The sequence below is a fragment of the Halioglobus sp. D3-4 genome (assembly GCF_055809315.1).
The window spans coordinates 200,878-226,238 of record NZ_CM147907.1 but is presented as its reverse complement, the minus strand read 5'-3'; the positions used below and the strand labels follow the sequence as shown (position 1 = coordinate 226,238).

General features: G+C 57.6%; 21 protein-coding genes. 7 read left to right on the top strand and 14 right to left on the bottom strand.

The features are described 5' to 3' along the window. The first annotated feature begins 94 nt into the window (after positions 1 to 94). Positions 95 to 1,330, top strand: a complete 1,236-nt coding sequence (locus tag AC0L6S_RS01000; RefSeq protein WP_473426554.1) for a NupC/NupG family nucleoside CNT transporter — start codon at positions 95 to 97, stop codon at positions 1,328 to 1,330. Positions 1,331 to 1,410: 80 nt separating this feature from the next. Further along, positions 1,411 to 2,349, top strand: coding sequence for an alpha/beta hydrolase (locus AC0L6S_RS00995; protein WP_473426553.1), 939 nt, complete (start codon positions 1,411 to 1,413; stop codon positions 2,347 to 2,349). 9 nt (positions 2,350 to 2,358) lie between these two features. Here the strand turns inward: AC0L6S_RS00995 and AC0L6S_RS00990 are convergent, their stop codons facing one another. The 4 genes from AC0L6S_RS00990 to AC0L6S_RS00975 form a co-directional block, all read right to left on the bottom strand. Next, a complete protein-coding gene (locus AC0L6S_RS00990; protein WP_473426552.1) occupies positions 2,359 to 3,288 on the bottom strand; it encodes a hypothetical protein in 930 nt (309 codons plus the stop codon). A 49-nt stretch (positions 3,289 to 3,337) separates the two neighbouring features. Further along, entirely contained in the window at positions 3,338 to 4,858 is a 1,521-nt protein-coding gene (gene exaC / locus AC0L6S_RS00985) for an acetaldehyde dehydrogenase ExaC (RefSeq protein WP_473426551.1), read from the bottom strand. Between the two features lie 203 nt (positions 4,859 to 5,061). Then, entirely contained in the window at positions 5,062 to 6,030 is a 969-nt protein-coding gene (locus AC0L6S_RS00980; protein WP_473426550.1) for an LLM class flavin-dependent oxidoreductase, read from the bottom strand. A 62-nt stretch (positions 6,031 to 6,092) separates the two neighbouring features. Then, positions 6,093 to 7,190 carry an NADP-dependent oxidoreductase gene (locus tag AC0L6S_RS00975; RefSeq protein WP_473426549.1) on the bottom strand — a complete coding sequence of 366 codons (1,098 nt, stop codon included), beginning with the start codon at positions 7,188 to 7,190 and terminating at the stop codon, positions 6,093 to 6,095. A gap of 216 nt (positions 7,191 to 7,406) precedes the next feature. Here AC0L6S_RS00975 and AC0L6S_RS00970 point away from each other — a divergent pair, with 216 nt between their 5' ends. Next, positions 7,407 to 9,143 (top strand): N-acyl-D-amino-acid deacylase family protein, encoded by a 1,737-nt coding sequence (locus tag AC0L6S_RS00970; protein ID WP_473426548.1) that lies wholly within the window; start codon positions 7,407 to 7,409, stop codon positions 9,141 to 9,143. A gap of 44 nt (positions 9,144 to 9,187) precedes the next feature. On the opposite strand, the gene AC0L6S_RS00965 is transcribed toward AC0L6S_RS00970, so the two are convergent. Then, positions 9,188 to 9,910, bottom strand: coding sequence for an alpha-ketoglutarate-dependent dioxygenase AlkB family protein (locus AC0L6S_RS00965; protein ID WP_473426547.1), 723 nt, complete (start codon positions 9,908 to 9,910; stop codon positions 9,188 to 9,190). A gap of 161 nt (positions 9,911 to 10,071) precedes the next feature. On the opposite strand from AC0L6S_RS00965, the gene AC0L6S_RS00960 reads away from it, so the two are divergent. Next, positions 10,072 to 11,820 (top strand): thiamine pyrophosphate-dependent enzyme, encoded by a 1,749-nt coding sequence (locus tag AC0L6S_RS00960; protein ID WP_473426546.1) that lies wholly within the window; start codon positions 10,072 to 10,074, stop codon positions 11,818 to 11,820. Between the two features lie 43 nt (positions 11,821 to 11,863). Next, entirely contained in the window at positions 11,864 to 13,489 is a 1,626-nt protein-coding gene (locus AC0L6S_RS00955; RefSeq protein WP_473426545.1) for an FMN-binding glutamate synthase family protein, read from the top strand. Positions 13,490 to 13,597: 108 nt separating this feature from the next. Here AC0L6S_RS00955 and AC0L6S_RS00950 read toward each other — a convergent pair whose 3' ends face one another. From AC0L6S_RS00950 to AC0L6S_RS00930, 5 genes are all read right to left on the bottom strand, one after another. Next, positions 13,598 to 15,607, bottom strand: a complete 2,010-nt coding sequence (locus AC0L6S_RS00950) for a neutral/alkaline non-lysosomal ceramidase N-terminal domain-containing protein (protein WP_473426544.1) — start codon at positions 15,605 to 15,607, stop codon at positions 13,598 to 13,600. 7 nt (positions 15,608 to 15,614) lie between these two features. Beyond that, positions 15,615 to 16,151 carry a phosphate-starvation-inducible PsiE family protein gene (locus AC0L6S_RS00945; protein WP_473426543.1) on the bottom strand — a complete coding sequence of 179 codons (537 nt, stop codon included), beginning with the start codon at positions 16,149 to 16,151 and terminating at the stop codon, positions 15,615 to 15,617. Positions 16,152 to 16,264: 113 nt separating this feature from the next. Then, the gene (locus tag AC0L6S_RS00940; RefSeq protein ID WP_473426542.1) at positions 16,265 to 16,735 is read right to left on the bottom strand and encodes a regulatory protein RecX; all 471 of its coding nucleotides are present in this window, start codon (positions 16,733 to 16,735) and stop codon (positions 16,265 to 16,267) included. Positions 16,736 to 16,827: 92 nt separating this feature from the next. Continuing rightward, positions 16,828 to 17,883: a recombinase RecA gene (recA, locus tag AC0L6S_RS00935; protein ID WP_473426541.1), complete on the bottom strand. Its 1,056-nt coding sequence runs from the start codon at positions 17,881 to 17,883 to the stop codon at positions 16,828 to 16,830. Positions 17,884 to 18,123: 240 nt separating this feature from the next. Continuing rightward, on the bottom strand, positions 18,124 to 19,317 hold the full coding sequence (locus AC0L6S_RS00930) for a glutathione S-transferase C-terminal domain-containing protein (protein WP_473426540.1): 1,194 nt from the start codon (positions 19,315 to 19,317) through the stop codon (positions 18,124 to 18,126). Between the two features lie 340 nt (positions 19,318 to 19,657). Here AC0L6S_RS00930 and AC0L6S_RS00925 point away from each other — a divergent pair, with 340 nt between their 5' ends. After that, positions 19,658 to 20,623, top strand: a complete 966-nt coding sequence (locus AC0L6S_RS00925) for a 3-oxoacyl-ACP synthase III family protein (RefSeq protein WP_473426539.1) — start codon at positions 19,658 to 19,660, stop codon at positions 20,621 to 20,623. Positions 20,624 to 20,633: 10 nt separating this feature from the next. Beyond that, positions 20,634 to 21,515, top strand: coding sequence for an LLM class flavin-dependent oxidoreductase (locus AC0L6S_RS00920; protein WP_473426538.1), 882 nt, complete (start codon positions 20,634 to 20,636; stop codon positions 21,513 to 21,515). Between the two features lie 46 nt (positions 21,516 to 21,561). Here AC0L6S_RS00920 and AC0L6S_RS00915 read toward each other — a convergent pair whose 3' ends face one another. From AC0L6S_RS00915 to AC0L6S_RS00900, 4 genes are read right to left on the bottom strand one after another with little or no spacing between them, the layout of a single operon-like run. Then, positions 21,562 to 22,419 (bottom strand): SDR family oxidoreductase, encoded by an 858-nt coding sequence (locus AC0L6S_RS00915; RefSeq protein WP_473426537.1) that lies wholly within the window; start codon positions 22,417 to 22,419, stop codon positions 21,562 to 21,564. Between the two features lie 11 nt (positions 22,420 to 22,430). Continuing rightward, positions 22,431 to 23,729, bottom strand: a complete 1,299-nt coding sequence (locus AC0L6S_RS00910; protein WP_473426536.1) for a spinster family MFS transporter — start codon at positions 23,727 to 23,729, stop codon at positions 22,431 to 22,433. Positions 23,730 to 23,769: 40 nt separating this feature from the next. Further along, a complete protein-coding gene (locus AC0L6S_RS00905; RefSeq protein ID WP_473426535.1) occupies positions 23,770 to 24,510 on the bottom strand; it encodes an SIMPL domain-containing protein in 741 nt (246 codons plus the stop codon). Positions 24,511 to 24,559: 49 nt separating this feature from the next. Continuing rightward, complete coding sequence (locus AC0L6S_RS00900) at positions 24,560 to 25,354, bottom strand: hypothetical protein (RefSeq protein WP_473426534.1); 795 nt, start codon at positions 25,352 to 25,354, stop codon at positions 24,560 to 24,562. Positions 25,355 to 25,361 lie beyond the last annotated feature (7 nt).

Here is a 25,361-nt window from a genome sequence, read left to right as displayed (position 1 = left end):
AGCGTGCCGCGCCCAGTAACCCTGACTGGGGCCTTGTGATGGACTTTTCCGGCGCCCTCCTCTACCGTCAATCATTTGTGATGAGAAACGCATTATGTCGCAGGCCCTGCTAGGCCTTCCCTGTATCATCCTGCTCGCCTGGCTGAGCAGCAGCAATCGGCGTCAATTTCCGCTGCGGTTGGTCGTCAGCGGACTGCTGGCACAACTGGTGCTGGCCACCGCGTTCCTGAAGGTACCACTGCTGCAGGATGCCCTGCTGTTGATCAATCAACTGGTATTGACACTGGAAGCCGCAACTGGAGAGGGCACGGCAATGGTATTCGGCTTCCTCGGCGGGGCTCCCGCGCCTTTTGAGACAACTTCACCACAATACAGTTTTGTACTGGCGTTCAGGGCACTGCCAATCGTCATTGTCTTCGCTGCACTGAGCGCACTGTTGTGGCACTGGCGGGTGATTCCGGTCGCCATTTCAGCACTGGCGCGTCTGCTGCAGCATTCCATGGGCCTCAGCGGTGCTGTCAGCATGGGTGGTGCCAGCTCAATTTTTGTGGGCATGGTTGAATCGCCGCTGCTGATCAAGCCGTATCTGAAGACGCTGTCCAACAGTGAACTGTTTATGCTGATGAGCGCCGGAATGGCCACGGTGGCAGGCACCGTAATGGGGCTGTACGCGGGCATTCTCGCAGCGACTATACCCTCCTCACTCAGCCATATTCTGGTGGCCTCGCTGATCAGCGCACCGGCAGCCATCATGCTCGCCGCCGTGATGCTCCCACCCGAACGCAGTGAACAGGGTGCGCCTGTGCGCATGCAGTCGCACTATAGTGGCAGCATGGATGCACTTGTCAGCGGCACCGGGGAAGGCCTGCGCCTGCTGTCCAGTATTATCGGCATGCTGATCGTTTTCGTCGCTCTGGTGTATCTCGCAGATGCCGTGCTGAGCCTGGTACCAACAGGGGGCAAACCACTGACACTGGTGGGCGTGTTTGGTCTACTGATGGCACCACTGGCCTGGTTGACGGGCATCCCCTGGGCTGAGGCAACCACAGCGGGCGAACTGCTGGCCACCAAGGTTTTTATCAATGAACTGGTCGCCTACCTGGACCTCGCTGCGCTGGAGCCGGGCGCACTGAGCGCACACAGTCAGCTCATTATGACGTACGCGTTGTGCGGTTTCGCCAACTTCGGCAGCCTCGGCATCATGATCGGCGGGCTGACGGCAATGTGCCCGGAGCGCTCGGCCGATATTCTGCGCCTGGCTCCGCGCGCGATCTGGTCGGGCTTGCTGGCAACCTGTATGACGGGCTGTATCGTCGGCCTGATCCTGTGAGCGGCTCGCAGAAAAAGCGTTTGTCGACGCACCGGCGTTTGCTACTCTAGATATCCACTTGCGAGAGACTAAAAAATCCAATGCCCTCCAAATACGACATCCACCCGGACTTTGCAAAGTTCCCGGTATTTACCTTCAAATTCAGCGCAGCGATCGTGTGGCTGATGAATTTACTGATCAGGGTGACCCGCTGGCTGGGCAAACGCTCTTTTGATCTGGCAACCGAAAACCACACGCTCAGCAGTGCCGATGGCAGTCACTTCAAGGTCATGGTAATGACACCGCACACACTGCAGCGGCCGGCCCCTGTACTGCTGTACTATCACGGTGGCGGGTTCGCATTGAGCTACGCAAGTAACCACCTGGCGAATTGTGAACGCTACGCCAATGAGGCGCACTGTGTGGTGGTCTTTGTCGATTACCGGCTCGCGCCGCAGCATCCGTTTCCCTGCGCTTTTGATGATTGCTACACCGCACTGGAGTGGGTCGTCAAAGAAAGCGATTCCCTTGGCATTGATGCCTCGAAGATTGCTGTGGGTGGCGACAGCGCGGGCGGCGCCCTGGCTGCCGGTGTCGCGCAAAAGGCGCGCGATGAGCAACTGGTCACGCTGTGCGGGCAGTTATTGATATACCCCGTGCTGGACAACAGTTGCTCCACGCCATCCGCCACAGACTTTGTCGATGTGCCGCTGTGGAATGCCATCTCCAACGGCCGCATGTGGGAGATGTATCTCAGCCGGTATGCAGGTGACGCAACACCACCTTATGCCGCACCCGGGCACGGTGAATTGCGGGACCTTCCGCTGAGCTACGTGGAGACAGCAGAATTCGACCCGTTGAGAGATGAGGGCTTGAATTACATCGCGGCGCTACGCGTAGAGAATATCGAGGTTGTCGCCAACGAAACCCAGCGAACCATTCACGGCTACGACGGCAATGCGAAAAGCAGCCTCGCCAGGCAATCCATGCTAGAGCGCATTCAGTTTCTGCAGAAGGCCTTCGCCGCCGCTGCCGACTAGTGTCCGGGGTCAAATAGTCGGGGTCGCGATAACCAGCTGATCGATGTTCATCTCGGCACCATCGGTGCCATACCCGGTGACGTCACTGGCACTGGCAAACTGGGCGGCACTGAACTGTGGTGGGTAGACCACACTGAAGCGGACCGCCTGCACCTTGCTGGACTGGTAAAACTCGGGCATAGCAGCACTCTGAGTTGACACCGCTCCAATGCCCGCTGGATTCAGAACCACGACATACAGTGTGTTCGTGCCATTTTCGGAGCGCGTGTAGCTGTGAACCTGCAGGTGCTCATTGTTGCTGGCCGACACACCTCGCGGCCACTGCGCCGGTGGCAGGCCGTCGACATCAATCGTCGGATATTCGAACCGGAACTCGATAGCGCCGAGCAGGTTTTGCTCTGTAAACACCACTTGCGGATCTCGAAGTATGTACTTGACCTGATCCGCGGGCCGCAACATGTTCAGCGTATTCAGCCCGCTGACTGACATGATGGGGTTGACCGAACCGGCGCCCGGCAGGATTTTCAGCGAGCGCGTCAGCGCCGATCCCAAACCCTGTATTTCCAGCGTCGCTGTACCATCGGACAACGTTGTCGCCAGACCGGAATTGGGGTCGACCAGATCGATCGCCGCAAACCAGAAACCACTGTAACCATCCTCTCCCAGGTCCTCTGTGTGATTCAGTTCGCTGGTCCGGTCTACGTTGAGCGGAAACACCTCCCTGACGGTCACATCGGCCTGGGTACTGCCGACATCTGTCAGAGTAGCACTCAGGTCGGTAGCAGACAGATTCACCTGCCCCAGCTCTTCGTGCGACCCCAGACCGATGAGAATTGTGCCGCCGTTCTGCACAATTTTATTCATCGAGTCACTGGCACTACATGCGACAAGCCATTGGGGCACTAACAGTAGCAGCGCTATTACGCGGATAATGTTCATCTGGCACTCCGGACGTCAATGTCGGGGAACTGCGTGACAGCTATATCACTCAGAAAAAACCCATCGGGTTGGTATCATAGCTCACCAGCAGATTCTTGGTCTGCTGGTAATGTTCCAGCGCCATCTTGTGGGTTTCACGGCCAATACCCGATTTTTTATAGCCACCAAAAGCGGCGTGAGCCGGATACGCGTGGTAACAATTCATCCACACACGGCCCGCTTGTATACCGCGACCCATGCGAAATGCCCTGTTGGTATCCCGCGTCCAGACGCCGGCACCGAGGCCGTACTCAGTGGCGTTGGCAATGGCCAGTGCCTCGGCTTCATCCTTGAATGTTGTCACACCGAGCGTAGGGCCGAATATCTCCTCCTGGAACACACGCATGTCGTTGGTGCCCTGCAGCAGGGTGGGCTGTACATAAAACCCACCGGCAATATCACTGCCGACAACAGCCTTTTCACCGCCGAGCAGGAATTTGGCGCCATCGGATCGGGCGACATCCATATATCCCATGATGCGATCAAACTGTTCGCGCGACACCTGCGCTCCTACCATGGTCTCGGTATCCAGCGGGTTGCCCTGCTTGATCATTTTCGCCCGCTCCATCACACGCTCGATGAAGTCATCATAGATGCTCTCCTGCACCAGCGCCCGCGAGGGGCAGGTACAGACTTCGCCCTGATTGAAAAAACCGAGCAGCAGGCCCTCAACACATTTGCTGACGAACTCGTCCTCCTGCGCCATCACATCCTCAAAGTAGATGTTGGGTGACTTACCCCCCAGTTCTACAGTCGACGGGATCAGTGTCTTGGCAGCGCTGGAAAGGATGAGGTGCCCCACCGCAGTGGATCCCGTGAACGCGATCTTGGCAATACGGTCGGAGCTGGCCAGCGCCTGCCCGATCTCCTCGCCGAAGCCATTGAGAATATTGATCACACCCGGCGGCACCAGATCGGCGATCATTTCCATCAGCACCAGAATGGAGATCGGTGTCTGCTCGGCGGGTTTCAATACCACGCAATTGCCGGCCGCCAGAGCCGGGGCGAGTTTCCAGCCCGCCATCAGCAGTGGGAAATTCCACGGAATGATTTGCCCCACCACACCCAGTGGCTCGTGGAAATGATAGCTGACCGTGTTGCCATCAATGTCGCTGGCGCTGCCCTCCTGAGCCCGCAGGCACCCGGCAAAATAGCGGAAGTGATCCACCAGCAGCGGGATATCGGCGTTCAGGGTTTCACGTATCCCCTTGCCATTCTCCCAGGTTTCCACATAAGCCAGCGTCTCCAGGTTGGCCTCTATGCGATCGGCTATTTTCAGCAGCGTATTGGAGCGCTCCGCTACCGGTGCCCTGCCCCACGCAGGGGCGGCCCCATGCGCCGCATTCAGGGCGAGATTCAGGTCGGCGGGCGTGGAACGCGCCACCTCGCAGAAGGCGGCGCCGGTAACCGGCGTTACATTCTCAAAATACTGTCCCTCGGCCGGCGCGACCCACTCGCCCCCGATGAAATTGTCATATTTGTCGCGGAAATTGAACAGGGCGCCTTCTGACCCTGGCATGGCGTACAGCATGGGCTACTCCTCTGGAGTTCTTATGTTGACATTCAATATAGTCCAATCCGCAACAATTTACAGCGCAGATTATGGTGTTCGAGGAGCGGACACAGCGACCCCTCCGGCGAACAGGAACACTTTACGCCTTGTTGATACCATGTTGTCAAGCATGTCGCTACACAGCACCGATCTACGCAGGCTGCTGGGGCACAAAGCAGCGATTACTGGCAGCTCGACTGAGGCCCTGGCGATCTGAGTTCAGCGGTTAGTTTGAGCAGGCGCTCATGACTCGACAGTTGCGTTGCCTCGTCGACTCCCGGCAAACCAGCCCGCACAATCAGATGGCTGAGAGCTATGCGATCGATATACTCCGCCAGTTTATCGCGTGCGTAGTGGCGATCGCCGACAATCGCCCACTCGTCTACGGCAATGTGCTTTTTTCTGAAAGCGCTCGGTACGCTTTCAGCAAGTGCCGTGCGCACCTGCTCCGCCTGCCTGGCATCCTCCGTCACAAAGACGGTGCGCATAACAGGAATCGTCGACACCGCGTCCTGTCCGGCGTCGGCCACATCGCGGTGATAACGCCGGTAATTGCCTTCCAGCACATCGATAGACTCAATCGGTGACGCCAGATAGGGCAGACCCAGCCGAGCTACCTGCTGCAGCGCCAGCGGTCCGAATGCCGCCACCCACAGCGCAGGAGAGGGACGCTGTATTGGCAGTGGTGAGAGCCTGACAGGCTGGCCATTTTCATCGCTATCCAGAGCCTCTCCACTCCACGCGCGCTGCATTATGTCGAGATTGGCCTGAAACAGTTTACGTTTGTCGCCAGCATCTACACCAAACGCCTTGAACATGGTGCCGGACAGGCCGCGCCCAAGGCCAAGAATTAATCGCCCTTCGCACAACTGATCAAGCACCGCTACTTCTTCGGCAGCCAGCAGCGGGTTGCGAATGGGCAGCAGATAGGACGTACACCCCAGACGAATACGCTGTGTCCGCCCGGCTATAGCGGCCAACAGCATCAACGGCGATGGAATGGCAGCGCTGCCACTGAAATGATTCTCCGGCAACCAGAATGAGTGGAACCCCTGAGCTTCGGCCTGCTCGGCCTGCGCGCATAATGCCTGCGCGGAGCCAAGCGCATGCCAAGCCCAGGCCGTCGTACCTACCACGAGGCCCGTTGTCATGCCCATTTCACAATAGTTAGTGGCTCCAGGGAACGCTGATCATAAACCAACCTGGATTAGACTCAGCTAACCTTCACCACCAGTTTGCCGAAATTTGCCCCTGAAAAAAGGCCGAAAAACGCTTCCGGCGCATTCTCCAACCCGTCGACAACATCCTCTCGATATTTGATTTTTCCCTCTGCCACCCAGCGGCTCATATCCGCGACAAATTCCGGAATGCGCGCCCGATAGTTACCAACGATGAAACCCTGCACTTTTAAACTGCGCTGCAGGATAAGTGCCTGCATAATACTCATGCGATCCGGCCCGGGCGGTAACTCCGTCTGGTTGTAGTGTGCGATCAGACCGCAAATCGGTACGCGGGCAAAATTGTTGAGCAGCGGCATCACTGCCTCCCAGGAGCTGCCACCGACGTTTTCAAAATACACGTCTATACCGTCCGGGCAGGCTGCGGCCAGTTGTGCAGCCATGTCCTTATCGTAATGGCTGACACACGCATCATAGCCCAGTTCCTCCACGGCGTACTCACACTTCTCCTTTGCGCCCGCTATGCCGACCACCCGGCACCCCTTGAGCTTGGCGATCTGTCCCACCACCGACCCAACTGCACCCGTTGACGCTGCCAACACGACGGTATCGCCCGGCTGGGGTTGACCGATATCGAGCAACCCCACGTAGGCAGTCAGCCCCGGCATACCCAGCACACCCAGCGCGTAGGAGGATGGGACAATACGCGGGTCCACCTTCATCAGATCACTGCCATCTGATAGTGCGTAGTCCTGCCAGCCGGCGTACGCCGTTACCAATTCGCCTTCGGCAAAACCGGGGTTGCGTGTCGCCACCACCTCGCTCACCGTGCCGCCGACCATCACGTCATCCAACGCCACCGGCTCGGCGTAACTCTTGCCCGCGTTCATGCGGCCACGCATATACGGGTCCAGCGAGAGAAACCGGGTCTGCAGCAATACCTGCCCCTCTTCCGGTTGCGGCACGGGTGCTGTCTCAAGACGGAAATTTTCGACGCCCGGCTTGCCCTCCGGCCTCGATGCCAAAACCCAGCGGCGGTTGGTCGCGGACGTTGCGGCCTGAGCCGGGTTCACTGCCAGCGTACCCAGTGCGGTGAGTGAAGCCAGCGTAAACTCTCGACGGTTCATATTCATGGTAAGCCTCATTTTAGAATTAGATTGCAAAGACTAACCATAGCTCACTCAGCTCACACTGTCGCGTTATCAGCACGCGTAATCAGTCCATTAAAAAGAATACCTGCCACAACAGGTAGTCAAATTTGAACCGATAGAACGAATCCTCGTCCACGGCACAGCCTTACACCCAAAAGTTGAGTAAACTGCAGACAAATGCTTGTGGGAGCGAAGGACATGTATGATCTGGTTATTCGAAATGCAACGATAGTAGACGGTACGGGCAAGCCTGCTTTTACGGGCGATCTGGCTGTCAGTGACGGCAAAATTGCTTGCCTCGGTGAGGTCAGTGACAAGGGCAGGAGAGAAATAGATGCCGATGGCAAATTGCTGACGCCAGGCTGGGTGGATGTGCACTCCCATATGGACGGACAGGCCACCTGGGACCCCCTGTGCAGCCCGGCCGCTAATCACGGCATCACCACACTGGTGATGGGGAACTGCGGCATCGGCTTCGCACCCTGCAAGCCGAACCCCGAGGCCCAGGCCCGATTGATCACCGTGGTCGAAGACGTGGAGGATATCCCCGGTGCAGCGCTGCATGAAGGCGTAAAGTGGGATTGGGAAAGTTTTCCGGAGTACCTCGATGCCGTGGAAAAATTCCCGCGAGCCATCGACGTCGGCGCACAGGTGCCACACTGTGCGGTACGCACCTACGTGATGGGCGAACGCGGTGCCAACAACGAGAAAGCCACCATCGAGGATGTGGCCTCGATGGCGGCTATCGTCAGGGAAGGCATAGAGCGCGGTGCGCTGGGCTTCACCACCTCTCGCACCGAACTGCATACCACGGGGGGTGACCAGGCCATGCCCGGTACCTACGCCGACGAAGCAGAGTTGCTGGGTATCGGCAAGGCGATCGGCGAACTGGGCGGCAAGGGTATCTTCGGACTGGTGTCGGACTTCCACAACTGGGAGCAGGAGATGGACTGGATGAAGCGCCTATCCATCGAGAACAACTGCCAGATTAATTTCGTCCTGTTTTTCCGCGAGGAAGCCGACTGGGATCGCGTCCTCAAACAGCTGGACTACTGCCGTCAGGCACAGGCCGAAGGCGCGAAACTTATCCCGCATGTGGGCGCGCGGCCGGTGAATATCCTGCTCAGTTGGGACGGCACCATCAACCCTTTCAGCTTTCACACCCATTACGGCCCGCTGTCGGTGATGACCCACGAACAACGGTACGCTGAACTGCAAAAGCCGGAAGTACGTGCAGCCATACTCGCGGAGGATTTACCTTTGATGGGCGATGCCTTTATGGACACCATCATCGGAGGCTACGACAAACTTTACCCGCTGGGCACCCCGCCCAACTATGAGCCGGGACCCGAGGACAGCATCGCTGCCAGAGCGGCCAAAGCTGGCGTGCCTCCGCAGGAATACTGCTACGATCTGATGATGGAAAACGGCGGCAAAACCGTTGTCTACTTTCCGTGCTTTGGCTACGGCGCCAACGACCTCACCCGCCAGGTCGCGTTGCTGGAAGACGACAGCACGGTCATATCGCTGGCGGACACCGGTGCCCACTGTGGCGTATTGTGCGATGCCAGCGTCCCCACCCAGATGCTCAGCTACTACGTTCGCGACCGCGAGCGCGGCCATCGACTGAAGCTGGAGGAAGTAGTGAAAAAGCAAACCCACGACACCGCCCGCTGTGTCGGCTTGGAGGATCGCGGCACACTGGAAGTCGGCATGAAGGCAGACCTCAACCTGATCGACTTTGACAACCTGCAACTGGGCGCACCAGAAATCATCTTCGACCTGCCGGCCGGTGGACGACGCATGTTTCAGGATGCGCGCGGCTATATCGCCACCATCGTCAGCGGCGAAATCATAATGGAGAATGGGAAGTACACCGGCGCTGTGCCCGGCAAGTTGATTCGGGGTTCTCAGGCAGCACCACAAGCAGCCTGATCACAGCACGGATACCGGCGCAGCAGAGGCGCTGCGCGCCGTCCTCAACGGATGAGTCTGTAGGTTAAATTTATTCGTTCGTCGAGGTGACGCCTGGACTTTGCAATCTGGTGCAACCAGTAGTGTTGAACCTCGCCCTGCATCAATAGGAAGCTGCCATTGGCCAGCGGGATGTCCCGCCTTTCGGACTTGTAGAACCTATGCTTCATTTGCAGGGTGCGACTCTGCCCCAGGCTCACCGAGCCGATAACCGGATTGCGGCCCAGTTCGGGTTCGTCATCGGCATGCCAGCCCATCGAGTCCCGCCCATCGCGGTAACGGTTCAGCAACACACTGTTAAAGCGCGCATTGGACACCTGCTCGATACGCGCCTTGATGTGCAACAGGGCCGGTATCCACGGTGTCGATTCAATGGTAATTCCCGAATACCGATACGTAATACCAGCGTCACCGTACAAGGCGCTCAACCGCGGCTGTTTATGGACCTTGCCATACAGGCGAATCGTTTCCTGCTGCCACTGTATCTCGCGCTGCAGCAGCTCCAGCAACTGAGTCGCTTCGCACGGTGAAAACAGGGCCGCGTAGAGGCGCACATCCCCGTCTGGCATATCGATGCGGTAGGCCGTGTTCGAACACTCACTGTAAGACGAAAACAGATCGTAGGTCATCGACAGGTCCAGACCCGTCGATCGTGGGCGCTTCCGCACAACCGGCTCACCGCGATAAGCGCTGGCGCACCACACAATATGCTCAGATTCAAATATCATTCCCCCACCCGGTATCACGCCGTGTACACTATCACAGATGAGTTCCGGGCCGGCCAATACCGACACTGCAGCGCGTCGAAATTGCCTGTGTAATAAAAGGTAAGTTAGTATTATGGCTGCCATCACCCCGATGAAAGCAATCCAATGTCAGGAGATTTTTTATGGCTCGCAGTATTTCTGAAGCAATACTGGATGTATTGGCCGATGCGGGAGCCCGCGATATATTCGGTGTTGTCGGGGATGTGATCAACCCGTTCGTACTGGCGGCCATAAAAGACCCGCGCTTCCGCTGGATTACAGTCCGTCATGAGGAGCACGCTGGCTACGCCGCCGCCGCGCAATCCCAGCTGACCGGACGCATCGGAGTGTGTGCCGGCACCGCCGGGCCGGGTGCACTGCACCTGATCAACGGTTTGTACAATGCGCAAAAAGAAGGTGCCGCAGTGATCGCCATCACCGGCCAGGTGCCAACCGCGCAACGCGGCAGCGATTTCCACAAAGAGATGGACCTGACCAAGGTGTTCGATGATGTCTGTGCTTACCAAGCCGTTATCGAGACACCGGCGCAGGTGCCACGCATGGTGGAAATCGCAGCGCAGAAATCACTGACTGAACGCGTGGTCACCCGGGTCGAGGTAGCCGCCGACATTTTCGTCAAAGACATTAGCAGCGAGCACTACACCCACCCGCTGGTACACGCGTTACCCGCCGTCTCCGCACCCAAAGCTGAACTGGAGAAAGCCGCAGAACTGCTGCAACAGGGTAGCCGGGTGACGCTGTTTTGCGGTATCGGATGCCGCGCTGCCAAAGCCGATGTACTGGCGCTGGCAGACAAGCTGGGAGCGCCTGTCGCCCACACGCTACGGGCGCTCGATATCTTTCAATACGATGACGGCCCTGTCGTCGGGCTCACCGGCAATATCGGCAACCCGGCCGGCCTGCACGCGGTCAACGACTGCGATGTATTGTTGATGCTCGGCACAGACTTCCCCTACGCCGAATTCCTCCCGGATGGCCGCCCCATCATTCAGGTGGATAACAATGTCGATCATATCGGTCGACGTGCGCCCGTCACGCTGGGACTGGTGGGCGATGTGGGTGAGACAGTGCGTTCGCTGCTCACCCTGCTGAACGATGACAGGAAGTCGGTCAAATTCCGGGATCATCTGGTACAGGTGCGACAGAAGTGGTGCAAGCACATGGATGCGCAGGCGAGCCTGTCACGCACTGACGAACCACTGCACCCGCAGTTATTTGCCAAGGCCATCAGTGATGCTGCCGACGACAACGCGATATTTGCCATTGACGTCGGCGAGTGTGCCATCTGGGTTGCCCGGCAGATGTCGATGGGGGGCAACCGTCGAATGATCGGCGGCTTCAATCACGGCTCGCTCGGTTCGGGTCTGCCCACCGCGCTGGGCGCCTCAGCACTGGACCCCTCCCGACAAGTATGGGCGCTGTGCGGCGACGGCGGATTTGGCATGTCAATGAACGACTTTGTTACCGCAGTCCGCTATGGCTGGCCGCTGAAAGTGTTGATATTCAACAACAGCGAGCTCGGTTTTGTGGCGATGGAAATGCAGGTAGCGGGTATGCCCAAGAACGACGAGGCAACAGGTTTGACCAACCCCGACTTCGCCGCCTACGCCAAAGCGTGCGGCGGTGATGGTGTTCGCGTCGAACACGCCGCCGATATCGTACCAGCCATCAAGCAGGCCATCGCCTCAGACAAACCCTTTATTATCGATGCAATCGTCAGCGCTGGAGAACTCTCGATGCCGCCACACATAGGTATGGAGGAGTTCTACGGGTTTGGCATATCGAAGCTCAAGGAAGGTATTCTGGGCGTCAAGGGGGACCACAGCGTCTGGAAGGAATGGCGCGATGAATTCAAAGCATTTTTTTCCTGATACATACCATTAACTGCCACCGGGAGCACACACCGTGACATTCATGCAGAAACTTTTTTGGGTCATCGCACTGCTCGCCTTCCCGGCAGCAGTCTACCTCTCCACCTGGACCATCACGGGGCAGGTACTCGCTGTTATTCTCGGGCTTTATGTCATTGTCGGCATCTATGATTTGTGGTTCAGCCCCCACACACTGAATCGCCTTTATCCTGTGGCGGCTTACATTCGCTATGCGCTGGAATTCATTCGTCCTGAAATTCGCCAGTACTTTATTGCCGGTGACACAGAGGAGCTGCCGTTCAGCAGAGAGGAGCGCGATCTTGTCTACCGACGCGCCCAGGGTCTGGATGACACCCAACCCTTTGGTACCGAACATGAGATCACCGCGACGGGCTGGCTGGGCGCCGCTCACTCGATAGCGCCAACCGTGGTGAAAGAAGACACCAAGCGCGTGCTGATTGGCGGAGATCAATGCAAACAGCCGTATAGCGCCGCGCGCCTGAACTGCTCGGCCATGAGCTTTGGCGCCCTCAGTGCCAACGCCATTATGGCTATCAACAAAGGCGCCAAGCTGGGCGGCTTCTATCACAATACCGGTGAAGGCGGCTTCAGCCCCTATCACCGCCAGGGCGGTGATATCGTCTGGCAGATAGGCACGGGATACTTCGGCTGCCGCACGCCCGATGGCGGCTTTGACCCTGAATCTTTCAAGAAATCAGCGACCCTCGAACAGGTCAAAATGATCGAAATTAAAATTTCGCAGGGTGCGAAACCTTCACATGGCGGCGTACTGCCCGCTGCGAAAGTCTCCGAAGAAATTTCGCGCATTCGCCTGGTCAACATAGGCGAAGATGTGATCTCGCCTCCGGGTCATCGCGAGTTCAATACCCCCAAGGGCCTGCTGGATTTTGTCGTGAAACTGCGCGATTTGAGCGGCGGCAAGCCGGTGGGATTCAAGTTGTGCATCGGCCGAAAATTTGAGTTTCTGGCGATCTGCAAGGCCATGCTGGAAACGGGAATAACGCCTGATTTCATCACCGTGGATGGTGCAGAAGGCGGCACTGGCGCCGCGCCGGTCGAATTCACCAACCGCTTGGGCGTACCCTGCCTGGAAGGCACCAGTTTCGTCCACAACTGTCTTGTCGGGACAGGCTTACGAGACAGGATCCGGGTCATTTCATCGGGCAAGACCGCTACCGGCTTTGATATCGTTACCAAGCTGGCCGTCGGCGCGGACTTGACCAATGCAGCGCGCACCATGATGCTCTCGCTGGGCTGCATTCAGTCCCAGTCATGTAACACCAACAAGTGCCCGACCGGTATCGCCACCCAGGACCCGAACCGGGGCAAGGCACTGGATGTCGAAGCGCGGCACAAACGCGTTGCCAGTTTCCAAAAGCGCACACTTCACTCAGCGTTTGAAATGATTGGTGCAATGGGGATAGATGATCCCGATACCCTATTCCCACACCTGATCTGGCGGCGCAGTGCAGATGGCGTCAATCAACATTTTGACGATGTTTTCCCACCGCTGGCGCCCAATGTGCTGCTTGAGGAAGAGAAAATTCCCAGCGACTGGATACTGGACTGGCAGCTCGCATCAGCGGACAGTTTTGCGCCCAATACCGAGATCTTGCGAATGGCCCAGCAGGCGGGCGGAGACAAATGAACACTGGCTGACCGCTAGTCCCGGGGAACTGGCCGGATTACTTTGCCACGCGGTGGAAGTATTCGCGCGCCAGTCTGCTCAATACGACATCCGGTATGACTGGCAGGATTACTCTGTCGCGTAGTGGAAACTTTCGGGCTGCCCCTTGAACGCGTTGCCGGCATGATCGATGCCATAGTGAGTGATGCGGTATTCGCCGGCCGGGGCATCCACCGGAATCGCCCAGCTAAGCTGTGCTATATAGGCATCGTCCTCAAATCGCCAGTGCACGCGGGTGTTCCAATCCCCGTCGTCGGCAACGACTCGCCAGCCAGCAGGTGTTCTGCGCTCCACCAGCATAAAGTTATTCCCTGTCGTGAAATGCGCCGTGGGGTTAACTGACAGAAAGTCGATCTCAACGGTCTCACCCTGCCCGTACTCAGACTCAGCCGAGATCAGTGCATCTCCGTAATGCGTCCCCGCACGCGGCGACGTTGCTTCGCCGATGGGAAGCGGCTGACCACGCGCTTTGCCGCGCCAGTCGTCATAGGGAATATCATCAGACACCGGCGCACCAGATTGCAGGGCACTGGCCAGTTCACTGGCGACCTGCTGGTAAGCCGGCAAACTCCAGCGTCCATGCAATGTATGGCCACCCTCGTACTGCTGCAATTGATATTCTTCCGGGGTGGTCACGTAACCAGCGTATCCATTGGCGTAACCGGCAAGAACGATATAGCGTGCCCAGTCGCCGAGTTCCTCCATCACGCTGTTACGCAAGCGTCTACCCGCCATGGTCGTAGCTTCCACAGGTAAAGCAAGTATCACCAACTGGCCAATGCGTGCAACGGTCACTGAGTGTATCTGTGATTGCAAAGGGGGGTCACCGGTGCCGGTCTCAAACAGGATGGGCTTGGGTGATTGGCAGGCGTGAACCGACTCCGTCCACTTCGGCGCTCCGGTCACAGCGCGAATCAACCAGTCCAGCCATATGCGCTGCTCCACCATGCCCTCGCGGAACAGAAAGTGTCCGCCGCCATCCTCTGTAGAACCCCCGGCAAAGGAATAACCATAGGCCGACGGGCAGGTGCGCTGTTCCCCGTCACCGCTGAAGCGAGGCATAACTCGGTAATCGCTTAAATCGACATAGACGCGCCGCGAATCTACCGGGCCGCGAAGTTCTTTGTCCGCCTCTTGAAACAGCTGCTTTGCCAGCTGCAACTGGCGCTCACCCATAATCCGCGTAGTCTCCACATCCGAGGCACCGGGCCCGGTATTGTCCAGATTGGTATTCGGTGTGACATCACCGGGGTCGGACTGCGCAAACGCCGCGACGAAATCCTCATCCGATGCATAGGTAACACCCGCCTCGCGCTCCATCTGCAAAGAGGCAAACCCTTTGTGATCGCCGGAAATCAGGTGGTTGTAGAAGTTCATCGCGGTGGGGTGCAATGCGTACCAGTTGAGCATGCCGATCGCCCCCGAGTCATCGACAAACTTCAGCACTGTCATGGTTGTATTGGTATCTGTACTATAGCGGGCACGCTCCTCGTGCGGGTTCTCAAGATACGCCACGATAGAGCGATTGGCCCCGGCATTGTGCAACTCTCCCCTGGCGATAAAGATATTCCCCGGTTGCAGGTCCCGGTGCGCCTTTACTATCGATGCCGTAATACCGCCTACAATGGTTTCATAATGCTCGGGATAAAGTCCGCCATCGAGCCCGGTTTCCGTGCGCGATTGCCAGTAGCCGCCGGGGCCGGAATGCGTGTGGGTGGCGGTGATAATGACATTGTCCAGATCGTAGGCAGTGCCGAATTGCCGCTTCAGCCGATCGACAACATCCAGGGTGATATGGTGATCGATACTGCCGAGATCGGCACTGACAAACACCAGTCGCCGGGTCGGATCATCCGCTTGAACAATAATGAATGCCCGTGAACGCAGGCGGGTATGCAGCCCTTCTCCTAGCTGATCCGGACGACCAAAGCCCCAAAGCTGCACACCGACAAGTGGACCGGTCACATCGGCGATGCCGCGCCCAATACTGTAGTGATACGGTGGCTGCGCAGCGCAAACTGCCGCATAGAAAACCGCTGCCAGTCCAAACAGGCTGCGCAGAACCGCCCGGTTGGTCAATGGCCTGTTAATCCGCAGACTGCGCCGGCGAGAACTCCGACTCCGGCTCCTCCTTTTTTGTGCTGCGAATTTTCGTCGCGGAACTGACGCTAACCAACCAGTAGGTCACACCCAGTGCCAGCGTTACCACGCCGATGGCGAACACATAAGATGCGGGAGTGTCAGTGAGATCGAGTACGATGACTTTACGCGCGATAGCCATCAATGCTGTCGCAACCACCAACTGGATAGGTAAAGTATTGGAGCCTAGATACAGGCGAATATTGATAAAAATTTCGACGGCGATCAGTACCACCATAAACGCGCCGAAAATCTCGAATATCTCGCTGACAGTCAAATGTAATATTGGCGGCTCTTTCAGCGCGTCGTAGAGGTGGTACACAACGTCGAGTACGCCGAGAAAGATCACCAGCACCATCAGTATCGCAAGCATTCTGATGCACAGGCGAATCGCACTGTGCAGTACACGGATCAATGGATCGTGGAAGTCTGTGGAAAGTTCCTGATGGAAAGCAGACTCGTCTCTGGGTTCCTCCTCCGTCATTTCCGCTCACTCCCAAACTGTCGCCGGCGCCGACCGCCAGGCTCACGCAACGAAAGTACTGGGAATTCCCGCTGCAGGCAAGACCCGGGGACAGATTAACCCTCTGTGGTGTATCAATCGTGGCGCGATCGCCGGTAGTGCTCGGTGGTAAAGCCGCGATGTTGCATAAACCGCGCGCGCCGCGCCTCCTCCTTGATATCCGCCGGCGGCTGTTCACCAAACTTGCTTTTCAACACCTCTGCTGCATGCGCATGCCAGTCAATTTCCAGATCGTCCATCGTCAGCGCTATGTCAGACCGGGTAATGCCGCGCTCACGAAGCTCTTCACGCAGGCGCACAGGCCCATAGCCGCGTTCAATACGTTGGCGGACGTAACTTTCAGCGAAACGCATATCACTCTGGAGGTTCTCCTCGGCGAGCCGAGCCAGCTGTTCATCCAGTAATTCACCGTCGGGGAAACGGCGTTTGAGTTTCCGGCGCAACTCCCAAACAGAGTGTTCCCGGCGTGCCAATAGGTTCATCGCCGCCAGGCGGATGTCAGCAGGGTCAATGGCGGTATCCACCGCCTCCGCTTCGTCAGCCATGAAAAAAAAAGGCGCCGAGTACGTGAATGGGGGAAGCGGGACCCCGGCGCCTGTGGAAAGGGTTCATTAAAAACACGGTATCCAACTGCGTGTTATTCCTCCGACAGGGATTCCTCTTCACTTTCGTCCTTAGCGGCCTCGGCGTCTTTTTTCGGCGCATCCAGATTGAGCATCTGCGCGCGAATCTGCCCTTCAATTTCACTGGCTACCGCAGGATTACTACCCAAAAACTTGGCGGCGTTGGCTTTGCCCTGACCAATTTTGTCTCCTTTATAGGAATACCAGGCGCCAGCCTTGTCCACCAGATTGAGCTTGACGCCCCAGTCGAGAACCTCTGCCAATTGATAGATACCGGAGCCATACATGATCTGAAACTCGGCCTGTTTGAAAGGTGGGGAGACCTTGTTCTTCACGACTTTCACCCGTGTTTCGTTACCGATGACTTCGTCGCCATTCATAACCGAGCCGGTACGGCGGATATCCAGGCGCACCGAAGAATAGAACTTGAGCGCGTTACCGCCGGTAGTCGTTTCCGGGCTGCCGAACATCACACCAATCTTCATACGAATCTGGTTGATAAAGATCACCAGACAGTTGGTCTGTTTGATGGATGCCGTCAACTTGCGCATGGCCTGACTGAGCAATCGGGCCTGCAGGCCCATATGCGACGCACCCATTTCACCCTCGATCTCGGCTTTCGGTGTCAATGCCGCTACCGAATCGATGACCAGCACTTCCACCGCGCCGGAACGCACCAGCATCTCCGCCACTTCCAGTGCCTGTTCACCCGTATCGGGCTGGGACAGGATCAAATCATCCACCTGGACACCCAATTTTTCCGCGTATGATGGATCGAGTGCATGTTCCGCATCGATAAACGCTGCATTGCCGCCCAGTTTCTGGCACTCCGCGATCACCTGCAGGGTCAGGGTTGTTTTACCGGATGATTCAGGACCATAGATTTCGCAGATTCTCCCCCGTGGCAGCCCGCCTATACCCAGCGCAATATCCAGACCCAGAGAGCCCGTAGAAATGGAGGGAATTGCCACCCGCTCCTTGTCTCCCATGCGCATAACAGTTCCCTTGCCGAACTGTTTCTCGATCTGGCTCAGTGCTGCGTCGAGTGCTTTCGTCTTGTTAGCGTCCATAATGGCCTCTCTCTTTATGCTGGTAATCAGCGAATTCCCGTTTAATCCCGCCCTGGTTCCCGTTCATCCCGCTGTCAGCAACGTTGGTTTGATTGCAAGCGCTGTACAGCAAAACTACTGTATATATACTCAGTTGTTTGAATTCGGATTGCAAGCCCTGAAAGCGATTAAATTTGGCCATTTGACGCTACCGGAAAATACCTGCCTGAATTATCGACAGGTGCAAGACCACAGCGGTGTTCACGCTGCGGGCTTGCCCTGCGCTGCAAATGCAGCACTGATACCGGGCAGGTAATCCCGCTCCAATGTCGCTCTGGCAGCGGTATCGAGAGCCATCCAACTGACCCTCAACTCTCGCCAGACACGCACTTGGAAAGTTTTCACCACCGTCCGGAAGGGATAATCGAGCAAGTATCCGTTATACAGTGCGCGGTGGCAGTCGAACGCGGCTTCATTGAACAGTGTTTCGCCACGAGCAATTGCGGCTTTGTAGGCGTTCTCGTTCTGCACCATCAACGGTATAAACGTCTTGCCGATCATCTGCAGCAGTGGTTGTAGAGCCGGGGTCAGCATCAGCTGCCCCCCCTCGTCTCTGTGCAGGCCCGAGCGGATGCCGCACAACCAGCGCAAAGTCTGCGGCGCGAGTTTCTCCAGAAGAGCAATGGCCTCCGGGTCTACGAGGTTCATGCCGAGCTGACCGTAGGCACTCGCATCAGCCAGTGTGAAGCGGGCTCCCAACAGATAGGGCTGTTCTGCCAACAGCTGCTCCATGGCCGCAAGATAACCGCGCCAGGCCTCGTCCAGCAGTTCATGGGTAGCGGGAAAACCGGCGCGCGACGGCGGCGTTCTATCGCGGCCTACACCGGCGTCGTAACCCTCGGGCGCAACACTGAACAGATACGGGCAGCGCGAGACCTGCCGCCGGTAGAGGCGCGCGGCAAGCAGCGGCGCCAGCCCCGGTAATAGCAGTGGCCGAAACTCCCGCGCGGTCATGTCACCCATCGGCGTGCTACGCGCAGAGCCGACCCAGCGCATGTGGTGCACCATATACAGGCCGAACTCATCGAAGGCCTCGTCTATCAACTGGCAGATAAACGCGAGTTGGGGATCAACCGGCTGCAGCGCCTCTGCACGACGTTCAGGATGCTGGTCCAGATAGCTTGCGAGCGAGGAGGAGTCGTAGTAAAAGCGACGACCATCCTCGGTGTAGAACGGCACTGCCGGATACTCATCCAACTCGGCGGACATCGACGGGAAACGCCCGACTGTGCCGCGGCGTTTCGCCCTGCCGAGGCGCACCAACATACACAGGGACGACAGTCGTCCACCCTGCTCTGGCCAGCGTTCCCAGGCGTGGCCGGAAAAATCCAGTAGCGCCTGCATTTTCAACTGGTAGGGTGACGCCGTCAGGCCCCAGAGAATAAATTTCGCCATTATCCGCAGTTACCGCAATCAAGCCGACAATACTGACACCCATCTGCTACCGGCGCAATTATTCCGGTGCACAGCCCCACAATCCACGGCATAACTAAGGTAAACCTCCGACGTCGCGGACCTGCTAGTAATCGCGCGCTGAACGACATGCCGGAGGCGATAACAGACAGGCCAGCAGACACTACCCGACAGTGTCCGAAGTTGCGAATAGCGTTCATACGCAACCTGTCTACAGGTGTTTTGTGAGGCACTGAACAGTTTCACAGATACCGTCACAGATTGAAGAATTCGCGGTCGCCATCGACTTCTTAATATTTATTTTCCCTGCTACACTCGCCGCATGATAAAAGTAACCGGTTTTCGTATTGTCGCTGGCGGGCATGGACATCCCACCACGGTTCTCGACACTCATCAGCTCGAAGAGGTGCTACCCAATCTCGAATCGGGCTGGGTTGGGGAGCGGCTGGGCATGAAGACCCGTCGTGTAGCACTCCCGCACGAACGCGTCGTTGACCTCGGCATTTCTGCAACCGAACAGGCTCTGGCACGGGCCGGATGGAGTGGCGACGACCTCGACCTCATAGTGTGCGGCGCCTCCTTTCTGGAAGACCTGATGCCAGCCAGAGCGTCGGTAATTGCGCAGGCTGTGAACCCTGATGCAGTGGCCTTCGATGTCAACGCGGCCTGTTCGTCCGCGCTGTATGCCATCGCCGTCGCACATTCAATGATGAGTGCGGACTCCTCGCTAAAGCGCGCGGCAGTGTGTGTTGTCGAGCGACCGACAGCCAGCGCAGATTACCGTGATTCCCACTCGTCAGTATTCTTCGGTGACTCCGCCGCCTGCCTGCTGGTAGAGCGCAGCGATACCGAATCGGGCTTTGGCATCGAGGTCATTTCCATGTTGAATGACGCGAGGCATTCCGAGGCTGTGCGGGTACCTCGCAACGGACATTTCCAGCACGACAATCGCAGTGCATTTCGGCATGTGATGGAAATGGGCGAGAAAGTATCTCGCGCCGCACTTGAGGGCGCCGGTCTGGGTGTCGAGGACATAGCCCATATCGTCGGCCACCAGGCCAACCAAAGCGTATTAGGCTCGCTGGGCGAACGACTTGGCGTCCCCTGGGGGCGACAGTGGCACAATTTTGAGTGGGCCGGCAACCAGGGCGCAGCTGGTGTCCTCACCGCGTTTTGCGGCGCGTGGTACGAAAACCTCGACACACTTTCCAGCGGTGACCGCGTGCTGCTCAACACAGTCGGTTCCGGCTACACCGCTGCAGCTGTCCTGTTGCGATGGCTGGGATGAGCGCCCTCCCTTGACCGGGCAAGCAATGGCGCCCGGACTCGGGCTGGTGCTGCCGAAAGGCCCAGGCCCCGTCGCCCAGTGGCCCAGCGCAGGCGAGGCATTCGCCCAGTTGGAGTCCGACGGCTGTTCGGCAATCTGGCTGACGGACCACCTTTTCTTTCCCTCAGATACACCCGACGCTCTCACCATGGCTGCCGTTGCAGCGAGTGCAACACAGGAGTGCCTGATCGGCACCGGTGTCATCCAGTTGCCGTTGCGTCAGGTTGCCGCGGTAGCCAAATCCTGCGCCACATTAGCGGCGCTGTCGAGCGGGCGTTTTGTGCTCGGCGTCGGTGTCGGCGAACACCGGCAGGAATACGAGCGCGCGGGGGCTACATTCGCCAACAGGGGTGCTGCCCTGGACCACGGCATTGGCGAGCTGCGAGAATTATGGTCACCCGGAGACAGCTGGTTTGAGCAGCGCCCGGCTGCACCCGATATTCCCATCTGGGTCGGCGGTCGCTCGGAGCGTTCGCTGCAGCGAGCCGCCGTTGCGGGCGACGGCTGGTTCCCTATGTTTATTTCCGCGGCGAGCTTTTCGCGTCGCTTAAAACAACTCGACGAACTGGCGGAAACCGCCGGCAGGGACCCGGCTGAAGTGCAGAGGGCGGTGCTGGTAATCGCCTCGGTCGACCGGGCTGATTGGAGCGCAGACGATGCCCGTAGATGGGCGACCAATCTTTTCCGCGCCGACCCAGCGGCGATAGAGCGCCACGTCATCACTGGCTCCGCGGGACAAGTCGCCGACAGCCTCCACGCATTCCGCGAGGCCGGAGCCGGGCATATCGCCGTTCTCATCGCCTCTGATGATGCGGTAGAGGCGCATGGCGCCCTCGCCAAAAAGTGGCACTAAGCCGCGGCGTCTATTTCGTCAAAAAAGATTGTAGGGGCAGCCAGAGCTATCCATCGTCGCGCTTACTGCGTACATCTTCAGCCATAGACTCCAGTAACCGGAACGTCGAAGTCGGATCCTGCCGCTTGAGTTCCAGCAGTTCCATCTCGGGTCCATCCCCGACCGTAATCTCCTCGACACCCTCGGCGATGCCTTGCAAGATACGTTCGGCACACACAGTGACGTCCATACCCGATTCTATATCAGCGTCCTGCATACCGGTGGGTTCTCCCGTTCCCGTGAGGGCATTGGCGCCGATATTAGTGCGGATGAAACCGGGGACGATGGTGGTTACCCTGATACCGCTGTGTGCAACCTCTGTGCGCAACGCGTCGAAAAAACCCATTACCGCGTGCTTGGCGGCACAGTACCCGGTGCGCAGCGGCACTCCAACCTTACCTGCCACGCTCGCCGTTACCAGCACATGACCGCTACCCTGCTCCACCATTATCGGGAGTACAGCCTTGGTCAGCGCAATCTGTGCAATGACATTGAGTTCGAACAAAGTGCGGTAAACCTGCAGCTCGGTTTCCAGGCAGAAAGAGCGCTGCGAAGTACCGGCATTATTGATCAACATGTCGATGCGTCCATACGCATCCTGCACTGCGCGCACCGCTTTGGGCAGAGCATCGTAGTCCTGTACGTCAAGTGGCAGAAGCAGCAACGCGCCATCATCGGCACCCGCTGCAATACACCCATCGCGCACACGGCGCAGTTCAGGCACATTGCGCGCCGACAGCACCACACTCGCGCCGGCAGCTGCAAAAGCCCTCACGAGCGCCTCTCCTATGCCAGATGAGGCGCCGGTTATCCAGACCACCTGCTGAGCAAACGCGCTCTCTACTGTACCGGGTGTAACAGGCATGGAACTCTCCTTCACGGGGGCGCGGCTGCCAGATCCGCGCGCAGTGTGCGCGCCGCCAGATAAAAGTGACAGGCCGACCAAAACATGATGGCGGGCAACAGATAGAGCATCGCGTAACGTAGGGAATCTGTGCCCAGCGAACCCTGTAACGCATCGCTGAGCATACCCGTACTCCAGGGTCCCAACCCGAGCCCAATGATATTAATGATCAGGAAGAGAATTGCCGAGGACAGCGCGCGCATGCGTAAACCTACCAGCCCATGGGTGGTTGCGATGACATTCCCCAGATAAGTATTAAAGAGAATACCGGGCACGATCCCTAGTAGGAGAGACGCATAGGCGTTGGGAACAAGGTAGATTGCAACCATAAAAGGCACGCAGATAAAACCTGCCAGCGAGGGCAACCACAAATACCAGCGCTGGTCCCGCCGCCCCATTCGATCGGCCAGCAAACCTCCGCAGAACACGCCCACTGCGCCACCGAGTCCAATTGTCAGCGACAACCACGTACCGAGTTCACCGGTGGTCATATCGTGCGAACGGATCATAAACGATGCTATCCAGTTGCTGGTACTGTAGCCGGCAAATGCATTCAGTGCGGCGCCCAGAGCCATATGCCGGAAAGATCGTCGGCTCCACAGCAGCGCAAGTACATCGCGCAGGGGTACCACCGCATCGTGGTCCTGGCGCTCCTCATTCAGTCCGCGAACCGGTTCGGTGATGGTAAAGCGCACGATAATGGCCAACACGATACCCGGAATACCGACCACCATAAACGCAACGCGCCAGCCAAAAAACTCATTCAACCAACCGCCGGCGAGAAAACCAAAGAGTATCCCAATACTGACACCCATGGAGTAGAAACCGATGGCGCTAGCGCGCTCATTCGGACCGAAAATATCAGAGATAATCGCGTGCGAAGGAGGGCTGCCTCCAGCCTCACCCACACCGACGCCGATGCGCGCCAACAGCAACTGAACATAGTTCTGCACCAGGCCGCTTATCGCCGTCATAAAGCTCCAGACAAAAAGCGATAACGCCACGATATTGCGCCTGTTGGAACGGTCTGCCCAACGCGCGATGGGAATACCCGCTGTCACATAGAATACGGCAAAGGCAAAGCCGGTGAGCAAACCGAGTTGGGCGTCAGAAAGTGCCAGATCAGCTTTGATCGACTCCTGCAGAATTGCCAGCAATTGCCTGTCGATAAAATTGAAACTATAGACAATAGTCAGTATGACGAGAGTGTAGTACGCCTTTTTACGGACCGCGTAGGGGTTGTCCTGCACCGGCACCGTAGGCTGTTTCAAAACGCTGTGCCAGAGCCGCCGGCAAAGCCGCCAGAAGCACTCACTGCGTTATCGCCAGTGATAGGTTTACAGTGACGCTGTAACTGTTCTCGCCAGCTGCAACGGGCACTGACTCGGCGCTATCCATGGCCATCAAACCTTTGGCCATCATCGGCGCGGGCCGCGAGGCGAAGTTCTGCTCAGAGATTTCAAGTATGTCACCCAATCCCACGCCAGCCGCATCGGCCAATGTACGGGCTTTTGCCATTGCAGCTTCCACCGCCGCGCCCCGCGCCTTCGTAATAGCTGCGGATGGATCGTCATTAGTGAAGTGGATACTACCGCCTTCATTGACACCCAGCGTCACCGACGTATCAAGCACCTCGCCGACTTTGCTGATATCACGCACGCGCACCGACAGTGCGTTGCGCACCGTGTAACCCACCAACTTCGGTGGGTCTGCTGGCCCGCCACTCTGACGATTGGGATAGATATAGCGCGGCTGAATATCGAAACTGGCTGTCTGTAGATCGCGTTTGTCTATTCCCAGTCCTGTCATCGCCTCGAGCACTTTGCTCATGGCCGCGGAATTGTCCGTTAATGCTTCCCGCGCTGTCGGCGCTTCACGGCTGACACTCAGCAACAGCACCGCCATATCCGGTGCGATGTTAACACTGCCCTCCCCTGTCACCGTAATACGCGGCTGCGGCTCATCTGCGGCATGGGCAAATTGGCCGATGAAGCTCAGCACTACCAAGAGGGCTGCAACTGCTAACGCTGGGGCTTTCAACTGTTTTTTCACCTGAATCTCCTGCCAATCTTGGTGGTTTGATGTGTCGCGGTGGTGTGGCTCAGTTCACAGCCATCATCAGTATGGTCAGCACAATGCCGGACACGCTCGCGACCAGTAAGCTGCGCGACAAGAGCCGTTTATCGATTTGCGACAATTCCGCCAGCGGATCACCGCTGTGCCTCGCGCGCCTGAGCACCGGCCACTCGATCAGGGCGGAATATACAAAACTTGCCACCGCTGCGCTGCGCAAAACTGCGCGAGCCAATGTATCAGCCGGCACCGTGGTCCACAGCAGAAGCACGGCCAGTGCACCGCCTATACTGCCCGCCACACTCATAATCAAAAACTGACCTGCGCTGTTGCGATCAAAATCCCAGAGATAGACAAACAGCCCCTGTCGGGTAGGAATATTAATATGCGCTCTTGAAAATCGCGCGCCAAAGTAGTGAAACCATTCGTGCGCAAGCGTGGTGATAGTGATCCCCGCAAGCGCTGCGGTAATCACACTGAGAAGGTCGGCAATCAGCAATCCACTGAGCGTGCTCCAGGTGTCAGCGGCCGCAAAGGACAGTATCGCCACCAGAAACACCAGACCGTGATTCCGTGCCAGTTTATTCAGCCGCGAACGACTTTGCTCGGGTTGAGTTGCCGATTCAGGAATTTCGTCTTCTTCCAGTGGAAATGGCTGGCCAACAAGCGGATTTTCTCCCACGTCTTCAAAGGAGCCTGTGCTTTCAGCGGCAGGCTGATCTTGCGCGTGTTCTTCGGGTGCGTGAGCCTCCAGCTCATGTTCCTCCGGCTCGTGTGCAGGCGCTGCGTGTTCTTCAGGTCTTTCAGCTGACTCAGTACTCATAGCAAAT

Bases quoted from the DNA above. Each gene is read 5' to 3' on its own strand.
- AC0L6S_RS01000 (WP_473426554.1), top strand. From the start codon at position 95: ATGTCGCAGGCCCTGCTAGGCCTTCCCTGTATCATCCTGCTCGCCTGG.
- AC0L6S_RS00995 (WP_473426553.1), top strand. From the start codon at position 1,411: ATGCCCTCCAAATACGACATCCACCCGGACTTTGCAAAGTTCCCGGTA.
- AC0L6S_RS00990 (WP_473426552.1), bottom strand. From the start codon at position 3,288: ATGAACATTATCCGCGTAATAGCGCTGCTACTGTTAGTGCCCCAATGG.
- exaC (WP_473426551.1), bottom strand. From the start codon at position 4,858: ATGCTGTACGCCATGCCAGGGTCAGAAGGCGCCCTGTTCAATTTCCGC.
- AC0L6S_RS00980 (WP_473426550.1), bottom strand. From the start codon at position 6,030: ATGACAACGGGCCTCGTGGTAGGTACGACGGCCTGGGCTTGGCATGCG.
- AC0L6S_RS00975 (WP_473426549.1), bottom strand. From the start codon at position 7,190: ATGAATATGAACCGTCGAGAGTTTACGCTGGCTTCACTCACCGCACTG.
- AC0L6S_RS00970 (WP_473426548.1), top strand. From the start codon at position 7,407: ATGTATGATCTGGTTATTCGAAATGCAACGATAGTAGACGGTACGGGC.
- AC0L6S_RS00965 (WP_473426547.1), bottom strand. From the start codon at position 9,910: ATGATATTTGAATCTGAGCATATTGTGTGGTGCGCCAGCGCTTATCGC.
- AC0L6S_RS00960 (WP_473426546.1), top strand. From the start codon at position 10,072: ATGGCTCGCAGTATTTCTGAAGCAATACTGGATGTATTGGCCGATGCG.
- AC0L6S_RS00955 (WP_473426545.1), top strand. From the start codon at position 11,864: ATGCAGAAACTTTTTTGGGTCATCGCACTGCTCGCCTTCCCGGCAGCA.
- AC0L6S_RS00945 (WP_473426543.1), bottom strand. From the start codon at position 16,151: ATGACGGAGGAGGAACCCAGAGACGAGTCTGCTTTCCATCAGGAACTT.
- AC0L6S_RS00940 (WP_473426542.1), bottom strand. From the start codon at position 16,735: ATGGCTGACGAAGCGGAGGCGGTGGATACCGCCATTGACCCTGCTGAC.
- recA (WP_473426541.1), bottom strand. From the start codon at position 17,883: ATGGACGCTAACAAGACGAAAGCACTCGACGCAGCACTGAGCCAGATC.
- AC0L6S_RS00930 (WP_473426540.1), bottom strand. From the start codon at position 19,317: ATGGCGAAATTTATTCTCTGGGGCCTGACGGCGTCACCCTACCAGTTG.
- AC0L6S_RS00925 (WP_473426539.1), top strand. From the start codon at position 19,658: ATGATAAAAGTAACCGGTTTTCGTATTGTCGCTGGCGGGCATGGACAT.
- AC0L6S_RS00915 (WP_473426537.1), bottom strand. From the start codon at position 22,419: ATGCCTGTTACACCCGGTACAGTAGAGAGCGCGTTTGCTCAGCAGGTG.
- AC0L6S_RS00900 (WP_473426534.1), bottom strand. From the start codon at position 25,354: ATGAGTACTGAGTCAGCTGAAAGACCTGAAGAACACGCAGCGCCTGCA.